Raw genomic sequence first — 21508 nt, forward strand, 5'->3', positions numbered from 1 at the left:
TTCAGCCAGCCTGCCGTTCCGGCTTATCCGCCAAGGCTTTCAGCGCCGCCTGCACGAAACCGTCGCGGGCGGCGTTTTCCGTCAGGCCGCGTGGTTCGTAGACGTGACGATGCAGAAAATGACCGGTGAGCCGGAAGGCAGCGGCCATGCTCTCGCGATCTGCAGAATGCACCGCCGCCTCGCCCAGAAAGCCCGGCAGAGCCAACATGCGGTCGTGATAGGGAGCGCCGGCATCACGCGAGACGGCGCGGCCGCTTTTCGGTGAAACATAGACCAGATCCCGCCGGATACCGGTCGCAGCGCATTCGGAGAGATCGAGGCCGAAGCCGAGGTCGTTCAGCACAGCAAGCTCGAAACGCACGAAAAGCTCGCCGGCATCGGCCGGGTCGTCCATCGTGTCGAGGATGACGTCGAGTGCTTCGAAGAGATGCGGATGAGGGTCCCGCTCGGGCAGAAGCCGCAGCAGCGCGCCCATCGCCTGCACGCCATACACGGCGGTGGCGGTTTCCATCAGCTTGGCGGCGCGAAGGCGGACCGGCTCCAGCTTGAATTCTCCGAGATGTTCGTCAAGCCGGGCCCGCCAAACGGCTTCGACCTTGTTGCCAGGCTGCAGCACGGGTTGCATGGCGCGCGAGCGGCCGGAGCGCACCATGCCGAGATGCCGGCCGCGCTCACGGGTCATCAGCTCGGCAATGACGCTCGTCTCGCCGTGGCGTTTGACGCCTATAATGATCGCTTCGTCCTGCCATTGCATCGGCGCATGAACTCTTTTCTGAGGTGATTCAGTTCTATCCCATAAGTGCTTCTGACAGAATCGGTTTCTCGCAATTAACCTGTTCGCCCACGGCTTGCCGGGTTCTGCCGAAGCCCTTGGAACAAATCGGGTGAGATTCGGATTTCCCCGCCGAATATGGCGATTACAATCGCCTGACGCGCCTGACGCCACACCCGGCCGGATTATCCGGCCTATCACCTGGGGGATACCCGAATGAAACGTACTCTTCTCGCCGTCGCGCTTGCCACCCTTCCCGCGAGCTTCATTTCCGCGCCGCCAGCGCTTGCCCAATCGCCGCAGCTGGAACAGGCATGCGTTGCCGTCGCCAAGAGCTTTCTGCTGGTGCCGAACATCAAGACCGGCATCGTACAGTCCTTCCCCGAGCTCGATCCGCCCGGCGCCCGGCTGACCTATTCGACCCGCGAAGACGCCAAGCCCACCGATTTCAACAACGAGATCGAATGCGAGTTCGACAAGGCGCAGGCGCCCTTCAGCCTGCTGCGTTTCTGCATTTCGAAAACCTGCTATGGCTCCAATGAACAGGAGCAGGAAAACCGCCGCCGCTACCAGGAGGTAAAGGCGCTGATGGACCGGCAACAGAAGAAATAAGCTGACCGGTCAGCGCCGCGTATTCTGGCCAAGCACGTTCAGGGCGGAGGTCAGGTAACGCGCGGCGAGCGCATGGCGTCGCTTGGTGGCGATGCCGAGCGCCGCGCGACAATGGCTCTCCAGCGGATCGCGGGAGACGTCACCGGCCTCTTGCGGCATGATGGTGCAGGTGCCGCTATATATGGATGGCACGCCATCGGCATCGCGAAGACACCGGCCGATCGCATGGATATGAATTTTGCGGCCATTCGGATGGGTCAGGCGATAGTCGCATTGAAACTGCTCGCCTGTGATGATGGCGTGATGCACAGCCTTGGCCAGCATCTGCTTGTCGCCATCGTCGACATAACGGATCACAACCTCGATCGGTGCTCCGAGAGCAAGCTCCTTCACCGAGATGCCGAATATATCGGCGATCACCTCGTCGCCATGGACGCGGTTTTCCGGGACGCTCCAACTGTAAAATCCGATCAGCGCAATGTTCTGAACACCGATATCTCCGTCCAAAACGCGGGCGTCAGTCATGTCGGGACCTCCGATTCACACACTCAGGAAACCAGTATCACATTGCATATTTTAGCAGTTACCAATAGTTGCATATTGGCGCTAAACCGATGAAAATACGAGGAAATCAACTTTATATCGTGATATAGAGTCGCATTTCAACCGATGATGGACATCAGGTTGAAGCCGAGCTCCTCGTCATGGAGCAAATGGGGGGGGAAATGAGGTGTCTTCCGCCCTTTCAAGGCGCCAGATTGGCCTCAGCAAGCAATGTTTCCCGATTTCGCTCCGGCAAATCGCCTCGCTCCACGAATCGCTCAGGTGTCTCATGCCGCCCGGACGGGCTGCGTGTTACCCTTTGGGGAACTCGAGGCCCATTTCGCGGAAGCGCTCGGGGTCATCACCCCAGTTCTCGCGAACCTTGACGAACAGGAAGAGATGCACCGTCTGTTCGAGGATTTCCATCAGCTCCTTGCGCGAGGCGGTCGAGATCGATTTGATCGCCTCGCCATTCTTGCCGAGCGCGATCTTCTTCTGGCTGTCGCGCTCCACATAGATGACCTGTTCGATGCGCACCGAACCGTCCTTGCGTTCCTCCCACTTCTCCGTCTCAACATGCGAGGAATAGGGAAGTTCCTGGTGAAGGCGCAGGAAAAGCTTTTCGCGGGTGATTTCGGCCGCGAGCTGGCGCATCGGCAGGTCAGAAATCTGGTCTTCCGGATAATACCAAGGACCTTCCGGCAGTTCCTTGGCCAGATAGTCCATCAGGTCGTCGCAGCCGGAACCGGTGGTCGCGGAAATCATGAACGTTCGCTCGAAAGTCACGAACTCGTTTGCCGCAGCTGCGAGCTTCAACAGGTCTTCGCGATCGACGCGGTCGATCTTGTTGAGCACCAGGATCTTCGGCTGATGAACTTCCTTCAGGCCTTCGAGGATCGCTTCCGCGTCACCCCGGATGCCGCGCTCGGCATCGATCAGCAGCATGATGAAGTCGGCATCCTTGGCGCCGCCCCAGGCGGTCGTCACCATGGCGCGGTCGAGCCTGCGGCGCGGCTTGAAGATGCCGGGCGTATCCATGAAGACGATCTGGGCGTTGTCGTGAATGGCGATGCCGCGCACGATGGCGCGCGTCGTCTGGACCTTATGGCTGACGATCGACACCTTGGCGCCGACGAGACGGTTGACCAGCGTCGACTTGCCCGCATTGGTCGGGCCAATCAGCGCCACGAAACCGGAATGCGTCGGGCCTGCTGCGCCGGCTTCGTGTTCCTCGCCTGCGATGTGTTCGTTATCGGTCATATCGTCCATTTCGTTGTTAAACAGTCATTGTCCGGCGGGCTTCTGCCACACGCCTTCGCGTTCGAGCATCTTGGTGGCGGCCACCTGTTCGGCGGCCCGCTTGGAGCGGTCTATGCCGGTTTCCGGCGAAACACCCTGCACGTCCACCGTCACGGTGAAGCGCGGATCATGATCCGGTCCGGAGCGGTCGTCCACCCTGTAGGCGGGCGTCAGGCCGAATTTCGCATGCGCCCATTCCTGCAGCTCGGTCTTGGCATCGCGCCTTGCGCCGTCCGCACGGGTGGCGCGGCCCTCCCAATGCTTCAGAATGAAGGCGCGGGCCACTTCCAGCCCCGCATCCAGATAGATCGCAGCAATCAGACTTTCCACCACATCGGCGCGCACATTCATCATGCGCTTGCCGGTCAGTTTCTTGACGTCGGCGCCGGTGCGGATGAAGCGATGCAGCTCCAATTCATCAGCGACGGCCGCGCAGCTATCCGCGCTGACCAGCTGGTTGAGGCGAACCGAAAGCTCGCCCTCTTCCGCCGCCTTGAACGTCCTGAACAGCAGTTCAGCGACGCAGAGACCGAGAACCCGGTCGCCCAGAAACTCCAGGCGCTCGTAATTTGCATTCTTGGCCGTACCGGTGCTGGCATGCGTCAGCGCCCGGTCCAGCCACTGCTTGTCGACGAACTCATGGCCGATGGCTTTTTCAAGCTGGCCGCGATCCTCCGCCGAAAGCGCCTTTGCCTTCATCACCGCACGACCTTGAAGATACGGTCCCAACGCATGTTGGTCGGCCACTTCCAGATTTCGCGGAAGGACGTGTCGTTGCCGAGCGAGAAGAAGATGACGCTGGCGCGGCCGACAAGATTTTCAGCCGGCACGTAACCGACGTCGAAACGGCTGTCGAGCGAGTTGTCGCGGTTGTCGCCCATGAAGAAATAGTGGCCGGCCGGAACGACGAATTCCTGGGTATTGTCGCCGCGGCCCATGCCCTCGTCGAGCGAGTCATAGGTCACGCCGTTTTCCAGCGTTTCGCGGAAGACCGGCACGTTGACACCCGGATCCTTAGAGTAGTCGGAGGTGAAAGCGCCATCCGGCTGCTTCGGAACCGGCTTGCCGTTGATATGCAGCACACCGTTGATCATCTGCACCTTGTCGCCCGGCAGGCCGATCAGGCGCTTGATATAGTCAATGTCCGGCTGGCTCGGCAGACGGAAGACGATGACGTCACCTCGCTTCGGCTCGCTGAATTCAAGAACGCGTCCGGAAAACAGGTTCGGCGAGAAAGGCAGCGAATATTTCGAATAACCGTAAGCGAACTTGTTGACGAAGATATAGTCGCCGACCAGCAGCGTCGGCATCATCGAGCCGGACGGAATGGTGAAGGGCTGGAACAGCACGGTGCGGATGACCATCGCAAGCAGCAAGGCCTGGATAATGACCTTGATGTTTTCCCAGAGACCGTTCTGCGACTTCGTATCGGCGTTATCGGACACGTTTGAAGACTTTCTATTTCCTACGGAGTGCCGCATTCTCTAAACTTTTCCCGGAGCCGCGGCAATGGCCCATCGGGTCACAGGCGGCTGATCAGGATGCGACGGGCCTGGCCTCAATCACCACGAAGGCCTGGGCATAGGGGTAATCGTCAGTAATGGTAATGTGGATGAGCGGTTCGTGGCCGGCCGGCATCATTTCGGCCAGACGTTCGCCGGCACCATTGGTCAAGACCATGGTCGGACGGCCGCCGGGCAGGTTGACGACACCCATGTCCTTCCAGAACACGCCGTTGGCAATGCCGGTGCCGAGTGCCTTGGAACAGGCTTCCTTGGCGGCGAAACGCTTGGCGTAAGAAGCTGCGCGGTTCTGCCTGCGGTCGGATTTCGCCCGTTCGATTTCGGTGAAACAGCGATGGGTAAAGCGCTCGCCGAAACGTTCGATGGATTTTTCGACGCGTCTTATGTCGATCAGGTCGCTGCCCAGGCCGATGATCATGAATTTTCCTTGAAGCCGGATTTTCAGGCTGACTTGAGCATTCCGGCCCGCGCAGTCAAGCGTTCCATCCGGCGATTGCGGAAACTGCGCACAGCCCAATAGGTGCCGGCATAGAAGATGGCGCCGCTGATCAGACCCGGCGGAATGGCGCCGATCACCATCGGCTCCAGAATAGGACGCCACAGCTGGGTGATATCCAGGTGATGGAAAAGCTGGCCGAGATCGAGATTGTCATGCCCTGCCGGATCATGACCGAGGATCGTCGCGCCGATCTTCCAGGTCAGCGGCCAGATGATCGGACAGGTGATCGGATTGGCAAACGTGGTGCCGATCGCCGCGGCGATCATGCTGCCGCCGAGCAGATAAGCGATCGGGATGGCAAACAGCACGTGAAATCCGAGAAACGGCGTCCAGGCGCTGATGACGCCGACCGCCACGCCGGCAGCGACCGCGTGCGGCGAGCCGCCGATGCGCATCACTTTCAGACGGTAATATTCGACCATGCGGCGAAAGCCCTTGGGAGGCAGGATGGCGCGGCGTAGTCTTTCACGAAATGCAAGCGGTGTACGGCGGCGAAACGGCATTTGCAGATCTGGCTTCGTATCGGTTTCAATGGCCGGGATTTTAATCGACCGGCACCGGGAATCTCATCATCAATTATGCTCTCATAGCGGAGCCTGAAGATGATGGCAAAAATTGGCCGCTGTATCGGATCGGCCTGCGACGCATTTACCGATCATACCACCCGCCCATTGACGGGCGACACCTGCCGACCGCGCGGATACCCGGCGCGGCACGGACAATCATCAAACTATTCCGAGGCGGATCAGAGACCCGACTTGCGGAACATACCACGGTCGATCTGGCGCATGCGGAATTCGAGATCGATCCGGTCACGGGATTCGTTCAGGTAAGCAATCTCACGATCCTGAGTGCTCGGGACGCGGAAGGCGCGGGCGATCTTGCGGACTTGGTCAAACATAATGTCTTCTTTCTCTCTCATATTGCACTGCAGCAATATAAGATGAGATCTCGCATTCTACCAACGCGGGAACAGCCGACCAGACATGCGCCAGAAGCATGGCACACTGCCAATGTGCTTGGCTATTGAGCAAATATTGCGCGACAAGCGCTAGCGGCGGTGATCGGTTTCACCGACCCAAAGCCGCATGTTTGCCGTCCGTCTGATGACGAGGCGGCTAAGAACGAAGGCGACAAGCAGCCATGCCATCGTCAAAGCTCAATCATAAACCCGCTTCAAGTTCGCCACGCAATCCAGCTCTTTCAGCTGACTGAGGAGCTGGTTGAGCTGGCGCAGGTCCCAGACCTCGATATCCATCGTGATCTCGGAAAAGTCATCAGCCCTGTTTGAGCCCATGGCGAGCGTGCGGATGTTGATGTCGAGGCGCGCGACGGTTTGGGCGACGGTGGCCAGCGTGCCGGGCTCGTTCAGCGTGTTGACGGCAATCTTCGCCAGGAAGCGGGATTTGTTGGCTTCGTCCAGATCCCAGCGCACGTCGATCCAGCGTTCCGGCTGATCATCGAAGCGCTGAAGGGCCGGCGCCTGGATCGGGTAGATGGTGATGCCCTTGCCCTTTTCCATGATGCCGACGATGCGGTCGCCGGGGACAGCGCCGCTCGGGGCGAAATGGACGTCCATATTGGCGGCGAGACCGCGGATCGGCAGCGGGTCTGGGCCGGCTTCGACTTCTTCCGGTTCGACGCGGCGCTGGTTCGGCAGCTTGAAGACCATGCCGGTGGCGCTCTGCATGTTGAACCAGCCGTCGTCGGCCGACGGTTTCACGGTGACGCGCTCGTCCTTATAATCCGGGAAGACGGCGCGAAGCACGTCGAGCGAGGAAAGCTCGCCGCGGCCAACGGCGGCAATCGCGTCCTCGACATCCTTGTGAGCCAGACGATGCAGCGCAGGCTTCAGCGCCTCGCGGGAAAACACCTTGCCGGCGCGCTCGAACGTGCGTTCCAGGATGCGATGGCCGAGGCCGGAATATTGCTTGCGGATGGCGATACGCGTGGCGCGGCGGATGGCCGAGCGCGCCTTGCCGGTTACAACGATCTCTTCCCAGGCGGCCGGCGGCACCTGCACGCCGGAACGGATGATCTCGACTTCGTCGCCATTGTTGAGGCGGGTGACGAGCGGCATGATGCGGCCATTGATCTTGGCGCCGACCGTGGTGTTGCCGATCGTGGTGTGGACCGCATAGGCAAAATCGATCGGCGTGGCACCGCGCGGCAGCGCAATCAGCTTGCCCTTCGGCGTGAAGCAGAAGACCTGGTCCTGGAAGAGTTCGAGCTTTGTGTGCTCGAGGAATTCTTCCGGATTGTCGCCCTCCGCCAGGGATTCGATTGTGTGGCGCAGCCAGGAATACGCGTTGCTCTCCTTCGGCAGCAGTTCGCCACCCTTCACCGCCCCTCGCCCGTCCTTGTAGAGCGCATGGGCGGCGATACCGTATTCGGCGATTTCCTGCATCAGCTGGGTGCGGATTTGCGTTTCGATACGCTGGCGGGACGGGCCGACGATGGTCGTGTGGATCGAACGGTAATCGTTCTGCTTCGGGTTGGAGATGTAGTCCTTGAAGCGGCCTGGCACGACGCGCCAGCGGGTATGAACTATGCCGAGTGCCCGGTAACAGGAGGGAATGTCGCCGACGATGATGCGGAAACCGTAGACGTCCGAGAGCTGTTCGAAGGAGAGCGACTTCGACTGCATCTTGCGGAAGACCGAATAGGGCTTCTTCTGGCGGCCTTTGACAACGGCCTCAACACCATTGGCGATCAGCAGCTCGCGCAGCTCGTCCTCGATCTTCTTGATCAGGCCTTCGTTGCGGGCCGAAAGATCGGCGAGCCGGTTGGTGACGGTCTCGTGCGCTTCCGGGTTCATGTAACCGAAGGACAGCTCCTCAAGCTCGTCGCGCATGTCCTGCATGCCCATGCGGCCGGCGAGCGGCGCATAGATATCCATCGTCTCTTCGGAAATACGGGCCTTCTGCTCGGCCTTCATATGCTCAAGCGTGCGCATATTGTGCAGGCGGTCGGCGAGCTTGACGAGCAGCACGCGCACGTCGTCGGAAATGGCAAGCAGCAGCTTGCGCAGGTTTTCGGCCTGCTTGGCCTTCTTGGAAACGAGGTCGAGCCGTTTCAGCTTGGTGAGGCCTTCGACGAGCCGGCCGATATCCTCGCCGAACAGTTCGTCAATCTCTGCGCGGGTGGCGGTGGTGTCCTCGATCGTGTCGTGCAGCAGAGCCACCGCGATGGTCGACTCGTCTAGATGCATGTCGGTGAGGATGGCAGCGACTTCCAGCGGATGCGAGATATAGGGATCGCCGCTGGCACGCTTCTGCTGGCCGTGCTTCTGCATGGCATAGACATAGGCTTTGTTCAGAAGAGCTTCGTTCGCATCGGGCTTGTACTTTTGCACCCGCTCGACGAGCTCGTATTGCCTCATCATCCTGAAAAATGCCCTTGGGTAACTGGTGGCAGGAAAAGAAAAATGGCGCGCCAACCGTCAGATTGGCGCAGCCATCATAAAACATCCAGCCAGATTAGGGCGAGAGGATGAACGAAAACTTGCTAAGCAGCAGATTCTGCTCAGCGAGGCGCTGAAGCGCCCGCTTAGTAATCGTCGCTCTTTTCCGGCGGCACGAGGCCTTCGATGCCGGCCAGTAGTTCCTCTTCCGACATCTGGTCGAAAGACACCGTTTCCGGTGCATCTTCATCTTCGCCATCGGCCGCGACGGAAACGCCGCCGGCAGCGATCAGCGAAGCCGGATCGGGTTCCGGCTCGTCCACTTCCACATGCTTCTGCAGGGAGTGGATCAGGTCTTCCTTCAAGTCGTCCGGCGAAAGCGTCTCATCCGCAATTTCGCGCAGCGCAACGACCGGGTTCTTGTCATTGTCGCGGTCGATCGTGATCGAAGCGCCCTGTGAGATCTGGCGGGCACGGTGGCTGGCCAGGAGGACGAGTTCGAAACGGTTGTCGACTTTGTCAATGCAATCTTCTACTGTGACGCGGGCCATTGCATGTCCTTTGGGTCATGGATTTCCGGGATTAACGAGCCCGATACAGCCATTGCGCGGTAAATTCAAGTTTTTCCTGCAAATTGACGATTGCCAGTTTTTGGTCGGTCTTCTGAGGAAGGCTCCTAAATTCAACTGTAAGATGCTTGGATTATCCCGAATCGTGCCATAAATGACGAATATATGAACGTTTTGTAATGTAGTGGAATAATCCGGAGATTTGAGTCACTCTATAATTGACCAAGGCTCCCCTGCCCGGCAGGTTCATAACAAAAAGGGGATGGAGACCATATGTTTGATCCAAGAGAGAAGATTGCTCTCTTCATTGACGGCGCTAATCTTTACGCCGCTTCGAAAAGCCTCGGTTTCGATATCGATTACCGGAAACTTCTGAAGGCTTTCCAGAAGCGCGGTTATCTTCTCCGGGCCTATTATTACACAGCATTGATCGAGGATCAGGAATATTCGTCGATCCGTCCTTTGATCGACTGGCTGGATTACAACGGCTACAAGGTTGTCACCAAGCCGGCCAAGGAATTCACCGATTCCATGGGCCGCCGCAAGGTCAAGGGCAATATGGATATCGAGCTGGCGATCGACGCTATGGAGCAGTCCGAAACCGTCGATCATCTGGTTCTGTTTTCCGGCGACGGCGACTTCACGACGCTTGTCGAGGCGCTGCAGCGCAAGGGCCGCAAGGTTTCGGTCGTGTCGACCATGTCCACCCAGCCGCCGATGATCGCCGACGACCTGCGCCGCCAGGCCGATCATTTCATCGACCTGATGACGCTGAAGGCCGAAGTCGGTCGTGACCCGTCCGAACGGCCGGCGCGTCCGACCGAGCCGGTCGAACCTGCCGACGTCTGATCTCTCTGGATGCTTTTGAAAATAGGCGCCCGTTTTTCGGCGGCGCCTATTTTCGTTTGTGCTAGAAAAGCGCCATGCTTTTCGAACGCCCTTCCGATGATATTCTCTACGACGCACTGGTTGCCCGCGATGCTTCCTATGAAGGTTTTGCCTGGGCGGCGGTGAAGACGACCGGCATTTTTTGCCGCCTCACCTGCCCGGCCCGCAAGCCGAAGCGAGAGAACACCAATTTCTTCGAGACGATCGCCGAATGCCTGGAGGCAGGTTTCCGCCCCTGCAGCCGCTGCCGGCCGATGCTGAAATTCGGAGAGGCGGATCCGATGGTGACGCGGCTCGTCGATGCCCTGGATGCCGAACCCTTCCGGCGCTGGAGCGAGGATGATGTGACCGCGCTTGGTATCGATCCCTCCACCGCCCGGCGTGCCTTCAAGCGGCAATTCGGCATGAGCTTTCTGGAAATGGCGCGGCTGAGGCGGATGGGCAAGGCGGCCGAGACGCTGAACGAGGGTGCCAGCGTCATCGATGCGCAGCTCGATGCCGGGTTTGAGTCGGGCAGCGGTTTTCGCGCCGCGGTGACGAAGCTTTTCGGTGCGGCGCCAGCGCATCTGCGTGGCAAGGAACTGCTGCGCGCCGACTGGATCGAAACGCCGATCGGCCCGATGATGGCGATCGCCGATGCCCATGCGCTGCACATCCTCGAATTCGCCGAACGCAAAGCGCTGCCGGCGGAGATCAAGAAGCTTCAGACCTTCACCGGCAGCGGCATCGTCATGGGCCGGCATCCGCCGATCGACCAGATCGAAGCGGAGCTGAAGGCCTATTTCGCCGGCGAGGATCGCGGGTTTGAGACCCGGATTGCGGGGCATGGTTCGTCGTTTCAGCGGCAGGTGTGGGATGCCTTGCGGGCGATCCCGGTCGGCATTTCGCAAACCTATGGTTCGGTTGCCGCAGGGCTCGGGCTGCCGTCATCGACGCGGGCGGTGGCGGGTGCAAACGGGGCAAACCAGATCGCCATCGTCATTCCCTGCCATCGACTGGTCGGGGCGGATGGCAGCCTGACCGGATATGGCGGCGGATTGTGGCGAAAGCGTTGGCTGCTGGAGCATGAGCGGCGGATGGCGGGGAAACGCTAATCTAGGGCAGTACCCAGAATACCCCCCTCTGCCCTGCCGGGCATCTCCCCCTCAAGGGGGGAGATTGGCTTGGTACACCGGTTTCCCCAAACAACAATCGTCGCCATCGACACATCTTTGATTGCCGTCGGCGATACGGTTAGTCTGGTGGGAAGTTCGTGCCACGAGTCAATCTCCCCCCTTGAGGGGAGATGCCCGGCAGGGCAGAGGGGGGTGCCACACACTCTAACGCTACCTAAGCCGAAGCCACTTCCCTCATCTCCAATCCATCACCCGAACTCCGCCTCGCCTTCCTCGCCCGAAACACCGCCTCGACGATCAGCGACAGCGGCAATCCGATGAAGAACGGGATGAAGAAATAGATCACCCGGAAGGCGACAAGCGAGCCGATCGAGGCCTGATCTCCCATCACATGCTGCACCGTCGCTTCCAGCACGCCGAGGCCGCCCGGCGCATGAGTGATGAGGATCGCAAGGTTGGCCAGTACGAAGGCAGTTGCGGCCTTCAGGTAGCTGACATCGGCGCTCGCAGCCATCACCTCACGCAGGCAGGCGGAGACCAGGGCGAAATTGATCGTGCCGATCACTACCTGTGCGATGGCGATCTTCAGTGTCGGCATTTCGAAGGTCCAGGAGCGGATTTTCAGCGGCGTTCGGACGAAGGCGGCAAGCGCCAGATAACCGGCCGTCGCGGCCAGGCAGGCAAATCCGATTGCCATTACGGCTCCTTCGCCGAGACCCAATACGGTTGCTGCATCCTTCGGATTGATCATCATGACGATGCCCGACAACACGGCCATGCCGATGCCGACGGTCACACCCGAAAGCAGCACGATCTTGGCGACGTCCTCGGTGCTCATGCCCCAATGGGCGTAGTAACGATAACGCAACGCCCCGCTGCTCAGGCCGGACAGGCCGACACTCTGGCCGATCGAAAGCGCGATGAAGGAGGCAAGTCCGATCTTCGGATAGGCGAGATCGTTCTTCACGTAACGCACGCCGGCCCAGTCGAAACCGCTAAGGCACAGGTAGGAACCGAAGGCAAAAACGAGTGCCAGAACCAGATTGTAGGTGGGGATCGCCCGGACGGATTCGACGATGTCGCTGAGCGAATATTCCCGAAACGTATGATAGAGAAGATATCCGGCGGCCCCGAAGCCGACCACCAGCATGCCATAGGTAAATATCTGTTTTCGCGTCATCGCCCGCTCGCCTGGATAAGATCGGGGCAAACGGGCGTGAGACATTTTTGTTCCTGGAACAAAGGGCGCGCAAGAACGGAAAGCGATAGCGTGCGTTGTGCTATCCGTTTCTTACACGCCGGTTTATCCGCCGATGGACGTTAATGCGAAAATCGACTAGCGTAGCGAGGCAATTTGTATCGCGGCGTAGGTCGTAACTTCCATTGGAACGGCCATGTCGGCAATCAGTAGAAACAACGTCAAAGTATCAGGTACGGGTGAACGGACCATGCTGTTCGCCCACGGCTTCGGATGCGACCAAGCCATGTGGCGGTTCGTAGCGCCAAGCTTCAACGATGCTTTCAAGGTCGTCACCATGGACCATGTCGGAGCCGGTGGTTCCGATCCCGATGCTTACGACATCGGAAAATATGCTTCGCTCGATGGCTATGCCGACGACATCGTCGAAGTCGGCCGCGAAATGGGCATCCGGAACGGGATATTCGTCGGCCACTCGGTAAGCTCCATGATCGGCGCGCTTGCCTCGATCAAGGCCCCCGAACTGTTCAACACGCTGATCATGGTCGGCCCCTCGCCACGATATATCGACGACGGAGCTTATGTCGGCGGCTTCGGCGCATCCGATATCGAAGAGCTGCTGGCATCGTTCGCCGACAATCCCCTGGCCTGGTCGGCTTCCATGGCTCCCGCGATCATGGGCAATGCAGATCGGCCCGAACTCGGACAGGAGCTGACGGAGAGTTTTTGCCGCACCGACCCAAGGATTGCCCGGGAATTTGCGCGGGCGACGTTTACCTCCGACAATCGCGCCGACCTGCCGAAGGTGACCGCGCGCACCCTAATCCTTCAATGCCGCGACGACATCATCGCCGGAGAGAAGGTCGGAGAATACGTTCGCGACAACATCTCCGGCAGCCAGCTGATTCTGCTCGATGCCACGGGACATTGCCCCAATCTCAGCGCGCCTGACGAGGTCACGAAGGCGATCAAGGAATTCGTCTGACGTCGATGACAGAGGAATTGGACTACAGGAAACTCTTCGACGAAGCGCCCTGCGGTTACGTACTGCTGAGTGCCGATGGCGTCATCCTCAAGACGAACGACTGGGTTGCCAATCTGCTGGGATATCCGACGGGCGAAATCGACGGCAAACGCTTGCGCGACATTTTCAGCATGTCCGCCCGGATCCTGTTCGAGACCAATCTGGCGCCTCTTCTCAAGCTTCAGAAAAATATCCGAGAGGTTACCCTCGACCTCAAGCGGAGCGACGGAACCTTGGTGCCCGTCATCATGGGCGCAACCTCCTTTCCCGATCCTCTCGGCAATGCAAATACGATCCGCATCGTTTTCCTGGAGGCAGGCGAAAGACGTCTTTACGAACGCGAACTCGTCAGCGCGCGCGACAATGCCCAGAAAGGGCTGCAGAAGGAAATGGATGACGGACAGTTGCGGGAGCAATTCGTCGCCGTCCTCGGCCACGACCTTCGAAATCCCTTGTCTTCGATCTCCGCGGCAGCCCGTATTCTATCGAAAGAGACCCTCAGCGACCGAGGTCGGCAGGTCATCGGGTTGATGCAGGGCAGCGTGCTCAGGATGTCCGGGCTCATCGACAACGTCCTGGATTTCGCCCGCGCCCGGCTTGGAGGCGGCATCGGCCTGCAGTTGCGCGTGGAAGACACGCTGGAGCCGCTGATCAATCAGGTTGTCCAGGAACTGAGGGCATCCAGTCCGGACCACGACGTCCTCATGTCCTATACGGCAACTCGACCTGTCGAATGCGACACGTCCAAGATAGGTCAGCTGGTGTCCAATCTGGTGGGGAATGCCCTCAGCCATGGCGACAAACGACAGCCTATCCGGATTGGCGCGGAAACCACGGAGAATGGCTCGTTCCGGCTCTGGGTCGCGAACGGGGGAAAACCGATAGCGGCTGAAGCGATGCCAACCCTGTTCAATCCGTTCGTGCGCGGTCAGTCGCAAGGATACAAAGACGGGCTTGGCCTTGGTCTCTACATCGCCCACGAAATCGCCAAGGCCCACGGCGGCACGCTTACGGCAACCTCAACCGAACAGGAAACGTGTTTCCTGTTCGAAATGCCGAATACGGTCGGCTGAAGCAATCTTCTCGCCAGCCGGCATACCCCTGAAGTACCCGCTACCGGTGCGAAACTTTCAGGAATGCGTTAGTGTTTGACGCCCGGGAAGGCGCTGCCTCACCAAAGAATGTCAATCCGCTCAATTCGCCTTCATCAGCCGCTGCTTCTGGCGGTTCCAGTCGCGTTCTTTCTCGGTCTCGCGCTTGTCGTGCAGCTTCTTACCCTTGGCAAGGGCAAGCTCGAGCTTGGCGCGGCCTTTTTCGTTGAAGTAAATCTTCAACGGCACCAGCGTCATGCCCTCACGGTTGATGCCGACGCGTAGTTTGTTGATCTCGCGCTTGGAGAGCAACAGCTTGCGGCGGCGGCGCGGTTCGTGGTTGAAGCGGTTCGCCTGCAGATATTCCGGCAAGTGCGAATTGATCAGCCAAATTTCCTCGCCCTCGTCGGACGCATAGGATTCGGCGATATTCGCCTTGCCTTCGCGCAGCGACTTGACCTCGGTCCCTGTCAGCACCAGGCCCGCCTCGTAAGTATCGATGATTTCATAATTGAAGCGGGCCTTACGGTTTTCCGCGACAATTTTGTTCACCGTGCGCTGGCTGCCTCTGGGTGCCATGAGAATATCGTCCAATCCGCCCTGCGAATTTCGAAAACAAATCCCCGCCCATCATCCCCGGGCGATGGGGCAATGAGCGGGGTCACAATTATGTAATGCGGCCAAGGCCGAAAGTGAAGCGGTCCAAAACGACCGCTCTCCTTTGCCTCCCTTCAGGAGGCCTCAGTTCAGCAGACCGGCGTGACGCAGCGCCGCATCGATCGCCGCTTCCGTTGCCGGTTCGAGCGTCGAGACGAGCGGCGAGCGCACGGTGCGGTTCATGCCGCGGATCTTGTGCAGGCCGTATTTGGCGCCACAGAGGCCGGGCTCCAGGAAGATCGCCTTGTGCAGCGGCATCAGGCGGTCCTGATATTCCAGCGCCTTCTTGTAATCGCCGGCCAGCGTTGCCGCCTGGAATTCCGCACAGAGGCGCGGTGCAACGTTGGCGGTCACCGAGATGCAGCCGACGCCGCCATGGGCGTTGAAGCCGAGAGCGGTGGCATCCTCTCCGGACAGCTGGATGAAATCCGGGCCGCAGGTGATGCGCTGTTCGGAAACACGCTCGATCTTGCCAGTCGCATCCTTGACGCCGACGATGTTCTTGTGCGCCTTGACCAGCGCACCCATCGTTTCCGGCGACATGTCAATGACTGAACGCGGCGGGATGTTGTAGATGATGATCGGCAGCTTGGTCGCTTCGGCAATCGCCGAGAAATGCGCGATCATGCCCTTCTGGGTCGGCTTGTTGTAATAGGGCGTCACGACCAGGATCGCATCAGCGCCGGCCTTTTCGGCATGCTGCGCCAGTTCGACGGCTTCGCGGGTGTTGTTCGAGCCCGCGCCGGCGATGACCGGCACGCGTTTCTTCGCCACCTCGACACAGACTTCCACGACGCGCTTGTGCTCATCGTGGCTCAGTGTCGGCGATTCACCGGTGGTGCCGACCGGCACCAGACCGCTTGAACCTTCACCGAGCTGCCACTCCACATGAGCGGCGAAAGCGTCTTCGTCCACCGCGCCTGCGGCGGTGAACGGGGTGACGAGGGCGGGCATCGATCCCTTGAACATTCCAAAACTCCCAGTCGGCCGATGTTCATTCTTCAGCCGTAATCCGCAACTATTAGAGGCTGCCGGAAAATTTGGATAGAGCCGCATTGCGGCTTGGCTCCAGCTCCGAAAGCATCTCAGGTCGCGCACCATAAAGCGGCGGGATAGCGCCGACAAGCGCGGCAGGACGCGATTTCATGCGGAATCTCATATGAGAAAGCCCGCATTTTCATAAGTATGGTAAGGTTTCGTTAATCGAGCGGGCGGTTAATAGGGGTTCACTATCTTTATCGCGAGTCACTGGATGAAAAGGTCCGTTCTGCTTCTCGCAGCCCTTGGATTACCCTTCGGGTTCCCATGGGGTTTTGGCGCGGCAAGTGCACAGAACTTCACCACGACCTTGCCGGACAGCAGCGTCGCCCCCCTGCCCTTCGCACGGCCGGACAATCCCGTCGCCCGCACGGTTCCGGCAGCGATGCCGGTTCCGGATCTCGAAAACCCCAATGTTACCGGTGCGATCCCGCGTCCCGACCCGAATGCGCGCACCGGCCGCCTGACAGCGGCGCCGGAACTGAAGGCCGGGCTCGATGCGCTGTCGGCCAATGATATCGCCGAGGCGCTTGCGGTTCGTAACGGCCTGCTGCAGGGCTCGCTTGACCGGCATATCCTGACCTGGGCGATCGCCACATCCGGCGCACCGGGCGTGCCGTCCGGCGAGATTGCCGCAGCCCAGCAGGAATTGAAGGGCTGGCCGGGATTGAAAAGCCTGCGCGCCAATTCCGAACGCGCCCTTTATAGGGAAAACCCGCCGACCTCGACGATACTTGCCGCATTCGGCTCCACGAAACCCGAAACGACCGAGGGCGCCATCATTCTCGCGCGCGCCTTGACGGAAGCCGGCCGGAACGCCGATGCGGCCCGCTCGCTCAGGCAGATCTGGGTTTCGGAAACGCTCGACAAGCCGACCGAAGATAAGATCCTTGCTGAGTTTCCGCAGGGCTTCTCCGCTGCGGATCACAAGGCGCGGATGGATTTCCTGATGTACAAGGGCCGCGCTGCGCAGGCGAAGCGCTTCGGCGATCTCGGCCGTGCCGCCTCGCTCTACAAAGCCTGGGCTGGCGTAATCGGCAATGCCAAGAATGCTGAAGCACTATTGGCGGAAGTCGAGGGCTCGCTGAAGGCCGATCCAGGCCTGCTTTTCGCGCGGATCGAATATCTGCGCCGGCAGGACAATTATCGCGAGGCGGCCGAGCTTCTCGACAAGGCGCCGCGCGAGGCTGCGAAACTCGTCAACCCGGGTGAGTGGTGGAACGAGCGCCGCATCATCGCCCGCGGACTTGCTGATCAAGGCGATTTCAAGCTTGCCTATCGTGCGGTTGCCAACACTGTTGCGGCCTCTTCGACCGATGTGGTGGATGCCGAGTTCCATGCGGGCTGGTATGCGCTACGGGCGCTGAACGATCCGACCACGGCTGAGATGCACTTCCGCAAGATCCTTGAGACTTCTTCGCGCGCACTTTCAGCGTCCCGCGCCTGGTACTGGCTAGGTCGCGCCGCGGAGGCCGGCGGCCCAGGAAGCGCCAAGGAATTCTATACCAAGGCGGCGCATTATTCTGAAACCTTCTATGGCCAACTTGCCGGCGCGCGATTGGACATCAAGACGCTCAATGTCGCCTATCCGACCCCGACTGCGACAGACCGTCAGAACTTTGAGAGTCGCGAAGCCGTAAAGGCCATTGCCCGGCTGGAACTGGCAGGCCATGCGAAGCGTGCCGGCGTGCTTTACCGCGCGCTTGCGGACGAAATGACCAGTCCCGGCGAGTTGGCGATCCTGGCAAGCCGCGCCGAAGCCCAGGACAACCACGCCCTTTCGCTGCAGATCGGCAAGACCGCCTTCGGCCGCGGCATCGACGTTGCAGCACTTGCCTATCCGATCGGCGTCATTCCCGCCGGCGCGAACATTTCCGGCTCCGGCAAAGCTCTCGCCTATGCCATCGCGCGACAGGAAAGCGCCTTCAATCCCGGCGCCGTTTCCGCCGCCAATGCCCGCGGACTTCTGCAGCTTCTTCCCGGCACGGCGCAGGGCGTCGCCAAGCGGCACGGCCTCAGCTATGCGGCCGCCAAGCTCACCAGTGACGCAGGCTACAACGCAACGCTCGGCGCCCATTATCTCGGCGAACAGATCGATACGTTCGGCGGCTCCTATATCATGACATTCATCGCCTATAATGCCGGCCCGAAACGCGTGCCCGAATGGATCACCCGTTACGGCGACCCACGCGGCAAATCGATCGATGATGTCGTCGACTGGATCGAACGCATCCCCTTCCCCGAAACGCGCAACTACGTGCAGCGGGTGATCGAAAATTACGAGGTCTACAAGACCCGGCTGGGCCAGGCGGCAGATATAGAAGCCGACCTTAAATTCGGCCGCCAGCAGTAGCCGCTGTCTGCCGCTTTGGTAGCTAATGCTGCTGGATATCGGCGCGCTGGTGCTCGAGGTTTTCGAACATCCGGATCAGGGTGAGTCGCTGCAAAGCGGCGATTTTCTGCGTCCGGAATTGCGCGAAACAAAGACTCGGAGCTGCTTCGCGATCCCAAGAAAAGCTTGAAGGCTCCAGAGTCAGACAAACTGTAGGCCTGAAGCAGCGCGACTTTAAACAATCAGCCTCAATGAGAGTGCCCAATCACCCTGCCCGATCGCAATCGAAAACTTAGCCCAAAACAAAAAAGCCTGGACCGAAGTCCAGGCTTTCTTCATTCGATAGATCGTTCGGATTAGAACGTACGCTGCAGACGGACGAAACCGCTCCAGACGTCGTCATCAGCCGGGGTGCCATCGTCGTCAGCCTTGGTGTAGTTGACGGTGGTCTTGAAGGCGAGACCATCGGTGATAGCGTAGTCGAGCGTTACGCCTGCACGCCACATGTCGCGGTCGCCGGCGAAGTCGCCGCTGGCGTTAACGTCGATCGTGCCCCAATACTGGAAGGCCGGGGTGATCGTGAACTTGCCGAACTTGGCAGCGTACTGAGCAGCAACGGTCCACTCCGACAGGTCGTAGTAGGCGTTGACGCCAGACGACCAGATACCAGCAACGCTGAATGCGCCCGGACCTACGTCTGCGGAAACGATACCGCGGATAGCGCCGTCGTCAGCTGCGAAGTCGTATGCGCCGAGGAGGTAAGCCGTAACCGGGCCGAAGGTGCCGGAAATCTGACCGTCGAGACCGATGTTGTCGTTACCACCGTAAGGGCTATTGTCACGATCGCTGTAAGAGCGGGTCAGCTCTTCGGCGAAGAGGCCGGCAGTGAACGAACCGCCATCATATTCGTAACCGATTGCGTTAACGCGGTTGGAACCGATATCGTCGGTTTCGCCCGACAGATCGTTATCCCAGTAGTTGTACATGTAACCGACCTTGAAGCCGCCGAGCGTGATGTACGCTTCGTCGATTTCGAAGGAACCACCGTTGTAGTCGCCTTCAGCCCAGGTACGGAGAGCGATGTAGGAACGCAGAGCGCCGAATTCAGTGTCCGTGCGGGCATCGAAGTTCAGCAGGGCGCGGGTACGGGCATTCCAGTTGTCGTCTGCACCGGCGTCGTTTGCGCTGTCCCAGTCAACCTGGAAACGAACGTAACCGCCGATCTTGAGGCAGGTTTCAGTGCCGGGAATATAGAAAAAGCCCGTGCCGAATGCGTCGCAAACGCGAACATATTCCATCGGCTCCGGCTCGGCAGCAACGATAGCATCGGCGGCATGGGCGCCAGAGAAGCCAACCAATGCGGCAGCGGTGCCGAACAATACGCTTCTGATGTTCATATTTTTAGATCTCCAAAATCTAGTTTTTCTGCAACCATCGATTTGGGAGGATCAGACTAAAACGCCCGACACATTCGATGATTCCCAGCTGACATATGCATCATTGCGCGGATGACTTTTTCTCGCAATTCGAAAGCGGAAATCCACGGCACTCTTCTGAGCAATTGCTACATCTCTGTGACTAAAATGCACTACTCAGGCAGACCGAAAACATCAGTCCAGAACGATACCTATTTTACCAGGATCGAGGATCTGGATGCTGGATGGATAAAAACAAAAAGCCCGGCACGAAGCCGGGCTTTTCGCAACCATCGTCAGATGATTAGAACGTGCGCTGAAGACGGACGAAGCCGGTCCAGGAGTCGTCATCAAAGCCAGCACCGGTGTCGCCGGTGATCTTGGTGTAGTTGACGGTCGACTTGAAGGTCAGGCCCGAGGTGATAGCGTAGTCAAGCGTTACGCCTGCACGCCATGCATCGTTGCTCAGCCAGTTGTATTCGTTGCCGAGGCTGGTGTCGTAGCCGAGGTTACCATAGTACTGGAAGGCCGGGGTAACCGTGAACTTGCCGAACTTTGCAGCGTACTGTGCAGCAACAGCCCATTCCGAACGGTCGTAGTAAGCGCTGACGCCGGAAGCCCAGACAGCAGCAAGGCCGAGTTCGCCAGGACCAACAGCAGCCGTTACGATAGCGCGGATAGCGCCTTCTTCGGTGTGGAAGTCATAACCACCGAGCAACTGGGCCGAAACGGCGCCGAACTTGCCGGAGATCTGAGCTTCGATACCAACGTTGTCGTTTTCCGGCTCATACAGAGCGGAGTCGAGAACGCCAGCCTGAATGCCGAGAACGCCGGTGCCGTCCTGACGCTTGGTCAGCTCGTCAACGAAGATACCAGCCGAGAAGGCGTCGCCCTTGTACTCGTAACCGATCATGTTGACGCGGTTCGAGCCGAGGTCGTCGGTTTCGCCGGAGAGACCAGCATCCCAGTAGTTGTAGCCGTAACCAACCTTGAAGCCACCGATGGTGAGGTAAGCTTCGTCGATTTCGAACGAACCACCGTTGTAGTCGCCTTCAGCCCAGGTACGGAGGCCGATGTACGAACGCAGGGTGCCGAGTTCGGTGTCCGTGCGGGCATCGAAGTTCAGCAGGGCGCGGGTACGAGCATTCCAGTTGTCGTCCGGGCCGGCAGCTGCGCTGTTGTCGTTCCAGTCAACCTGGAAACGAACGTAACCACCGATCTTGAGGCAGGTTTCGGTGCCCGGGATGTAGAAGAAGCCGGTGCCGAAAGCGTCGCAAACGCGAACGTATTCCATGGGCTCCGGCTCAGCAGCGACGATAGCGTCAGCAGCCTGGGCGCCGGATACTGCTGCGAGGGCAGCAGCGGAGCCGAGAAGAAGGCTCTTGATGTTCATTTTTGACCTCCAGTCAAAATCGCGGCTGGACCAGAGGTCGTTCTCACTCTTCTCTGGGCTGGCGCTCCAGAACGGGCAAGCAGACATCGAGGTCATGAGAGGCTAGGTGCGCATAGCGCATTGTCATCTGAAGTGTT

Annotated in this window: 23 protein-coding genes; 7 read left to right on the forward strand and 16 right to left on the reverse strand. The window is 59.4% G+C overall.

All coding sequences use genetic code 11. The features are described 5' to 3' along the window. Position 1: 1 nt before the first annotated feature. Positions 2 to 754: a DNA repair protein RecO gene (gene recO / locus KX729_RS04180; RefSeq protein WP_219741147.1), complete on the reverse strand. Its 753-nt coding sequence runs from the start codon at positions 752 to 754 to the stop codon at positions 2 to 4. Between the two features lie 234 nt (positions 755 to 988). On the opposite strand from recO, the gene KX729_RS04185 reads away from it, so the two are divergent. Next, positions 989 to 1384: a hypothetical protein gene (locus KX729_RS04185; RefSeq protein WP_219741148.1), complete on the forward strand. Its 396-nt coding sequence runs from the start codon at positions 989 to 991 to the stop codon at positions 1382 to 1384. Between the two features lie 9 nt (positions 1385 to 1393). On the opposite strand, the gene KX729_RS04190 is transcribed toward KX729_RS04185, so the two are convergent. The 9 genes from KX729_RS04190 to rpoZ form a co-directional block, all read right to left on the reverse strand. Beyond that, positions 1394 to 1909, reverse strand: coding sequence for a PAS domain-containing protein (locus KX729_RS04190; RefSeq protein WP_219741149.1), 516 nt, complete (start codon positions 1907 to 1909; stop codon positions 1394 to 1396). A 330-nt stretch (positions 1910 to 2239) separates the two neighbouring features. Beyond that, on the reverse strand, positions 2240 to 3187 hold the full coding sequence (gene era / locus KX729_RS04195) for a GTPase Era (protein ID WP_219741150.1): 948 nt from the start codon (positions 3185 to 3187) through the stop codon (positions 2240 to 2242). A gap of 24 nt (positions 3188 to 3211) precedes the next feature. After that, positions 3212 to 3925: a ribonuclease III gene (gene rnc / locus KX729_RS04200; RefSeq protein WP_219741151.1), complete on the reverse strand. Its 714-nt coding sequence runs from the start codon at positions 3923 to 3925 to the stop codon at positions 3212 to 3214. After that, the gene (lepB, locus tag KX729_RS04205; protein WP_219741152.1) at positions 3925 to 4671 is read right to left on the reverse strand and encodes a signal peptidase I; all 747 of its coding nucleotides are present in this window, start codon (positions 4669 to 4671) and stop codon (positions 3925 to 3927) included. The genes rnc and lepB overlap by 1 nt, the downstream gene beginning before the upstream one ends. Positions 4672 to 4762: 91 nt before the next feature. Beyond that, entirely contained in the window at positions 4763 to 5167 is a 405-nt protein-coding gene (gene acpS / locus KX729_RS04210) for a holo-ACP synthase (RefSeq protein WP_219741153.1), read from the reverse strand. A gap of 23 nt (positions 5168 to 5190) precedes the next feature. Next, positions 5191 to 5751 carry a DUF2062 domain-containing protein gene (locus KX729_RS04215; protein WP_219741154.1) on the reverse strand — a complete coding sequence of 187 codons (561 nt, stop codon included), beginning with the start codon at positions 5749 to 5751 and terminating at the stop codon, positions 5191 to 5193. A gap of 242 nt (positions 5752 to 5993) precedes the next feature. Then, complete coding sequence (locus KX729_RS04220; RefSeq protein WP_219741155.1) at positions 5994 to 6149, reverse strand: DUF3563 family protein; 156 nt, start codon at positions 6147 to 6149, stop codon at positions 5994 to 5996. 258 nt (positions 6150 to 6407) lie between these two features. Next, positions 6408 to 8633 (reverse strand): RelA/SpoT family protein, encoded by a 2226-nt coding sequence (locus KX729_RS04225; protein ID WP_219741156.1) that lies wholly within the window; start codon positions 8631 to 8633, stop codon positions 6408 to 6410. 164 nt (positions 8634 to 8797) lie between these two features. After that, the gene (rpoZ, locus tag KX729_RS04230) at positions 8798 to 9202 is read right to left on the reverse strand and encodes a DNA-directed RNA polymerase subunit omega (protein WP_025602891.1); all 405 of its coding nucleotides are present in this window, start codon (positions 9200 to 9202) and stop codon (positions 8798 to 8800) included. Positions 9203 to 9493: 291 nt separating this feature from the next. On the opposite strand from rpoZ, the gene KX729_RS04235 reads away from it, so the two are divergent. Further along, positions 9494 to 10069, forward strand: coding sequence for a LabA-like NYN domain-containing protein (locus tag KX729_RS04235; protein ID WP_025602889.1), 576 nt, complete (start codon positions 9494 to 9496; stop codon positions 10067 to 10069). Positions 10070 to 10143: 74 nt separating this feature from the next. Further along, positions 10144 to 11202: a bifunctional transcriptional activator/DNA repair enzyme AdaA gene (locus tag KX729_RS04240; protein WP_219741157.1), complete on the forward strand. Its 1059-nt coding sequence runs from the start codon at positions 10144 to 10146 to the stop codon at positions 11200 to 11202. A gap of 235 nt (positions 11203 to 11437) precedes the next feature. On the opposite strand, the gene KX729_RS04245 is transcribed toward KX729_RS04240, so the two are convergent. Next, entirely contained in the window at positions 11438 to 12403 is a 966-nt protein-coding gene (locus KX729_RS04245) for a lysylphosphatidylglycerol synthase transmembrane domain-containing protein (protein WP_219741158.1), read from the reverse strand. 214 nt (positions 12404 to 12617) lie between these two features. On the opposite strand from KX729_RS04245, the gene KX729_RS04250 reads away from it, so the two are divergent. Further along, the gene (locus KX729_RS04250) at positions 12618 to 13406 is read left to right on the forward strand and encodes an alpha/beta fold hydrolase (RefSeq protein WP_219741159.1); all 789 of its coding nucleotides are present in this window, start codon (positions 12618 to 12620) and stop codon (positions 13404 to 13406) included. Between the two features lie 5 nt (positions 13407 to 13411). After that, a complete protein-coding gene (locus KX729_RS04255; protein WP_219741160.1) occupies positions 13412 to 14518 on the forward strand; it encodes a PAS domain-containing sensor histidine kinase in 1107 nt (368 codons plus the stop codon). 120 nt (positions 14519 to 14638) lie between these two features. Here the strand turns inward: KX729_RS04255 and smpB are convergent, their stop codons facing one another. The 3 genes from smpB to KX729_RS34220 all read right to left on the reverse strand — a co-directional run bounded on the left by smpB (position 14639) and on the right by KX729_RS34220 (position 16340). Further along, positions 14639 to 15115, reverse strand: coding sequence for an SsrA-binding protein SmpB (gene smpB, locus KX729_RS04260; RefSeq protein ID WP_219741161.1), 477 nt, complete (start codon positions 15113 to 15115; stop codon positions 14639 to 14641). A gap of 162 nt (positions 15116 to 15277) precedes the next feature. Beyond that, positions 15278 to 16162, reverse strand: a complete 885-nt coding sequence (gene dapA, locus KX729_RS04265) for a 4-hydroxy-tetrahydrodipicolinate synthase (RefSeq protein ID WP_219741162.1) — start codon at positions 16160 to 16162, stop codon at positions 15278 to 15280. Between the two features lie 52 nt (positions 16163 to 16214). Further along, complete coding sequence (locus KX729_RS34220; RefSeq protein ID WP_281423208.1) at positions 16215 to 16340, reverse strand: hypothetical protein; 126 nt, start codon at positions 16338 to 16340, stop codon at positions 16215 to 16217. Positions 16341 to 16445: 105 nt separating this feature from the next. Between KX729_RS34220 and KX729_RS04270 the strand changes: the two genes are divergently transcribed. After that, a complete protein-coding gene (locus KX729_RS04270; protein WP_219741163.1) occupies positions 16446 to 18584 on the forward strand; it encodes a lytic transglycosylase domain-containing protein in 2139 nt (712 codons plus the stop codon). A 25-nt stretch (positions 18585 to 18609) separates the two neighbouring features. After that, the gene (locus KX729_RS04275; RefSeq protein WP_219741164.1) at positions 18610 to 18753 is read left to right on the forward strand and encodes a hypothetical protein; all 144 of its coding nucleotides are present in this window, start codon (positions 18610 to 18612) and stop codon (positions 18751 to 18753) included. Between the two features lie 166 nt (positions 18754 to 18919). Here KX729_RS04275 and KX729_RS04280 read toward each other — a convergent pair whose 3' ends face one another. Both KX729_RS04280 and KX729_RS04285 read right to left on the reverse strand, forming a co-directional pair. Next, positions 18920 to 19960 carry a porin gene (locus KX729_RS04280; protein ID WP_219741165.1) on the reverse strand — a complete coding sequence of 347 codons (1041 nt, stop codon included), beginning with the start codon at positions 19958 to 19960 and terminating at the stop codon, positions 18920 to 18922. Positions 19961 to 20282: 322 nt separating this feature from the next. Beyond that, the gene (locus KX729_RS04285) at positions 20283 to 21371 is read right to left on the reverse strand and encodes a porin (protein WP_219741166.1); all 1089 of its coding nucleotides are present in this window, start codon (positions 21369 to 21371) and stop codon (positions 20283 to 20285) included. Between the last annotated feature and the right edge of the window lie 137 nt (positions 21372 to 21508).

The organism is Neorhizobium populisoli (assembly GCF_019430945.1).
In the GTDB taxonomy this organism is placed as follows: domain Bacteria; phylum Pseudomonadota; class Alphaproteobacteria; order Rhizobiales; family Rhizobiaceae; genus Neorhizobium; species Neorhizobium populisoli.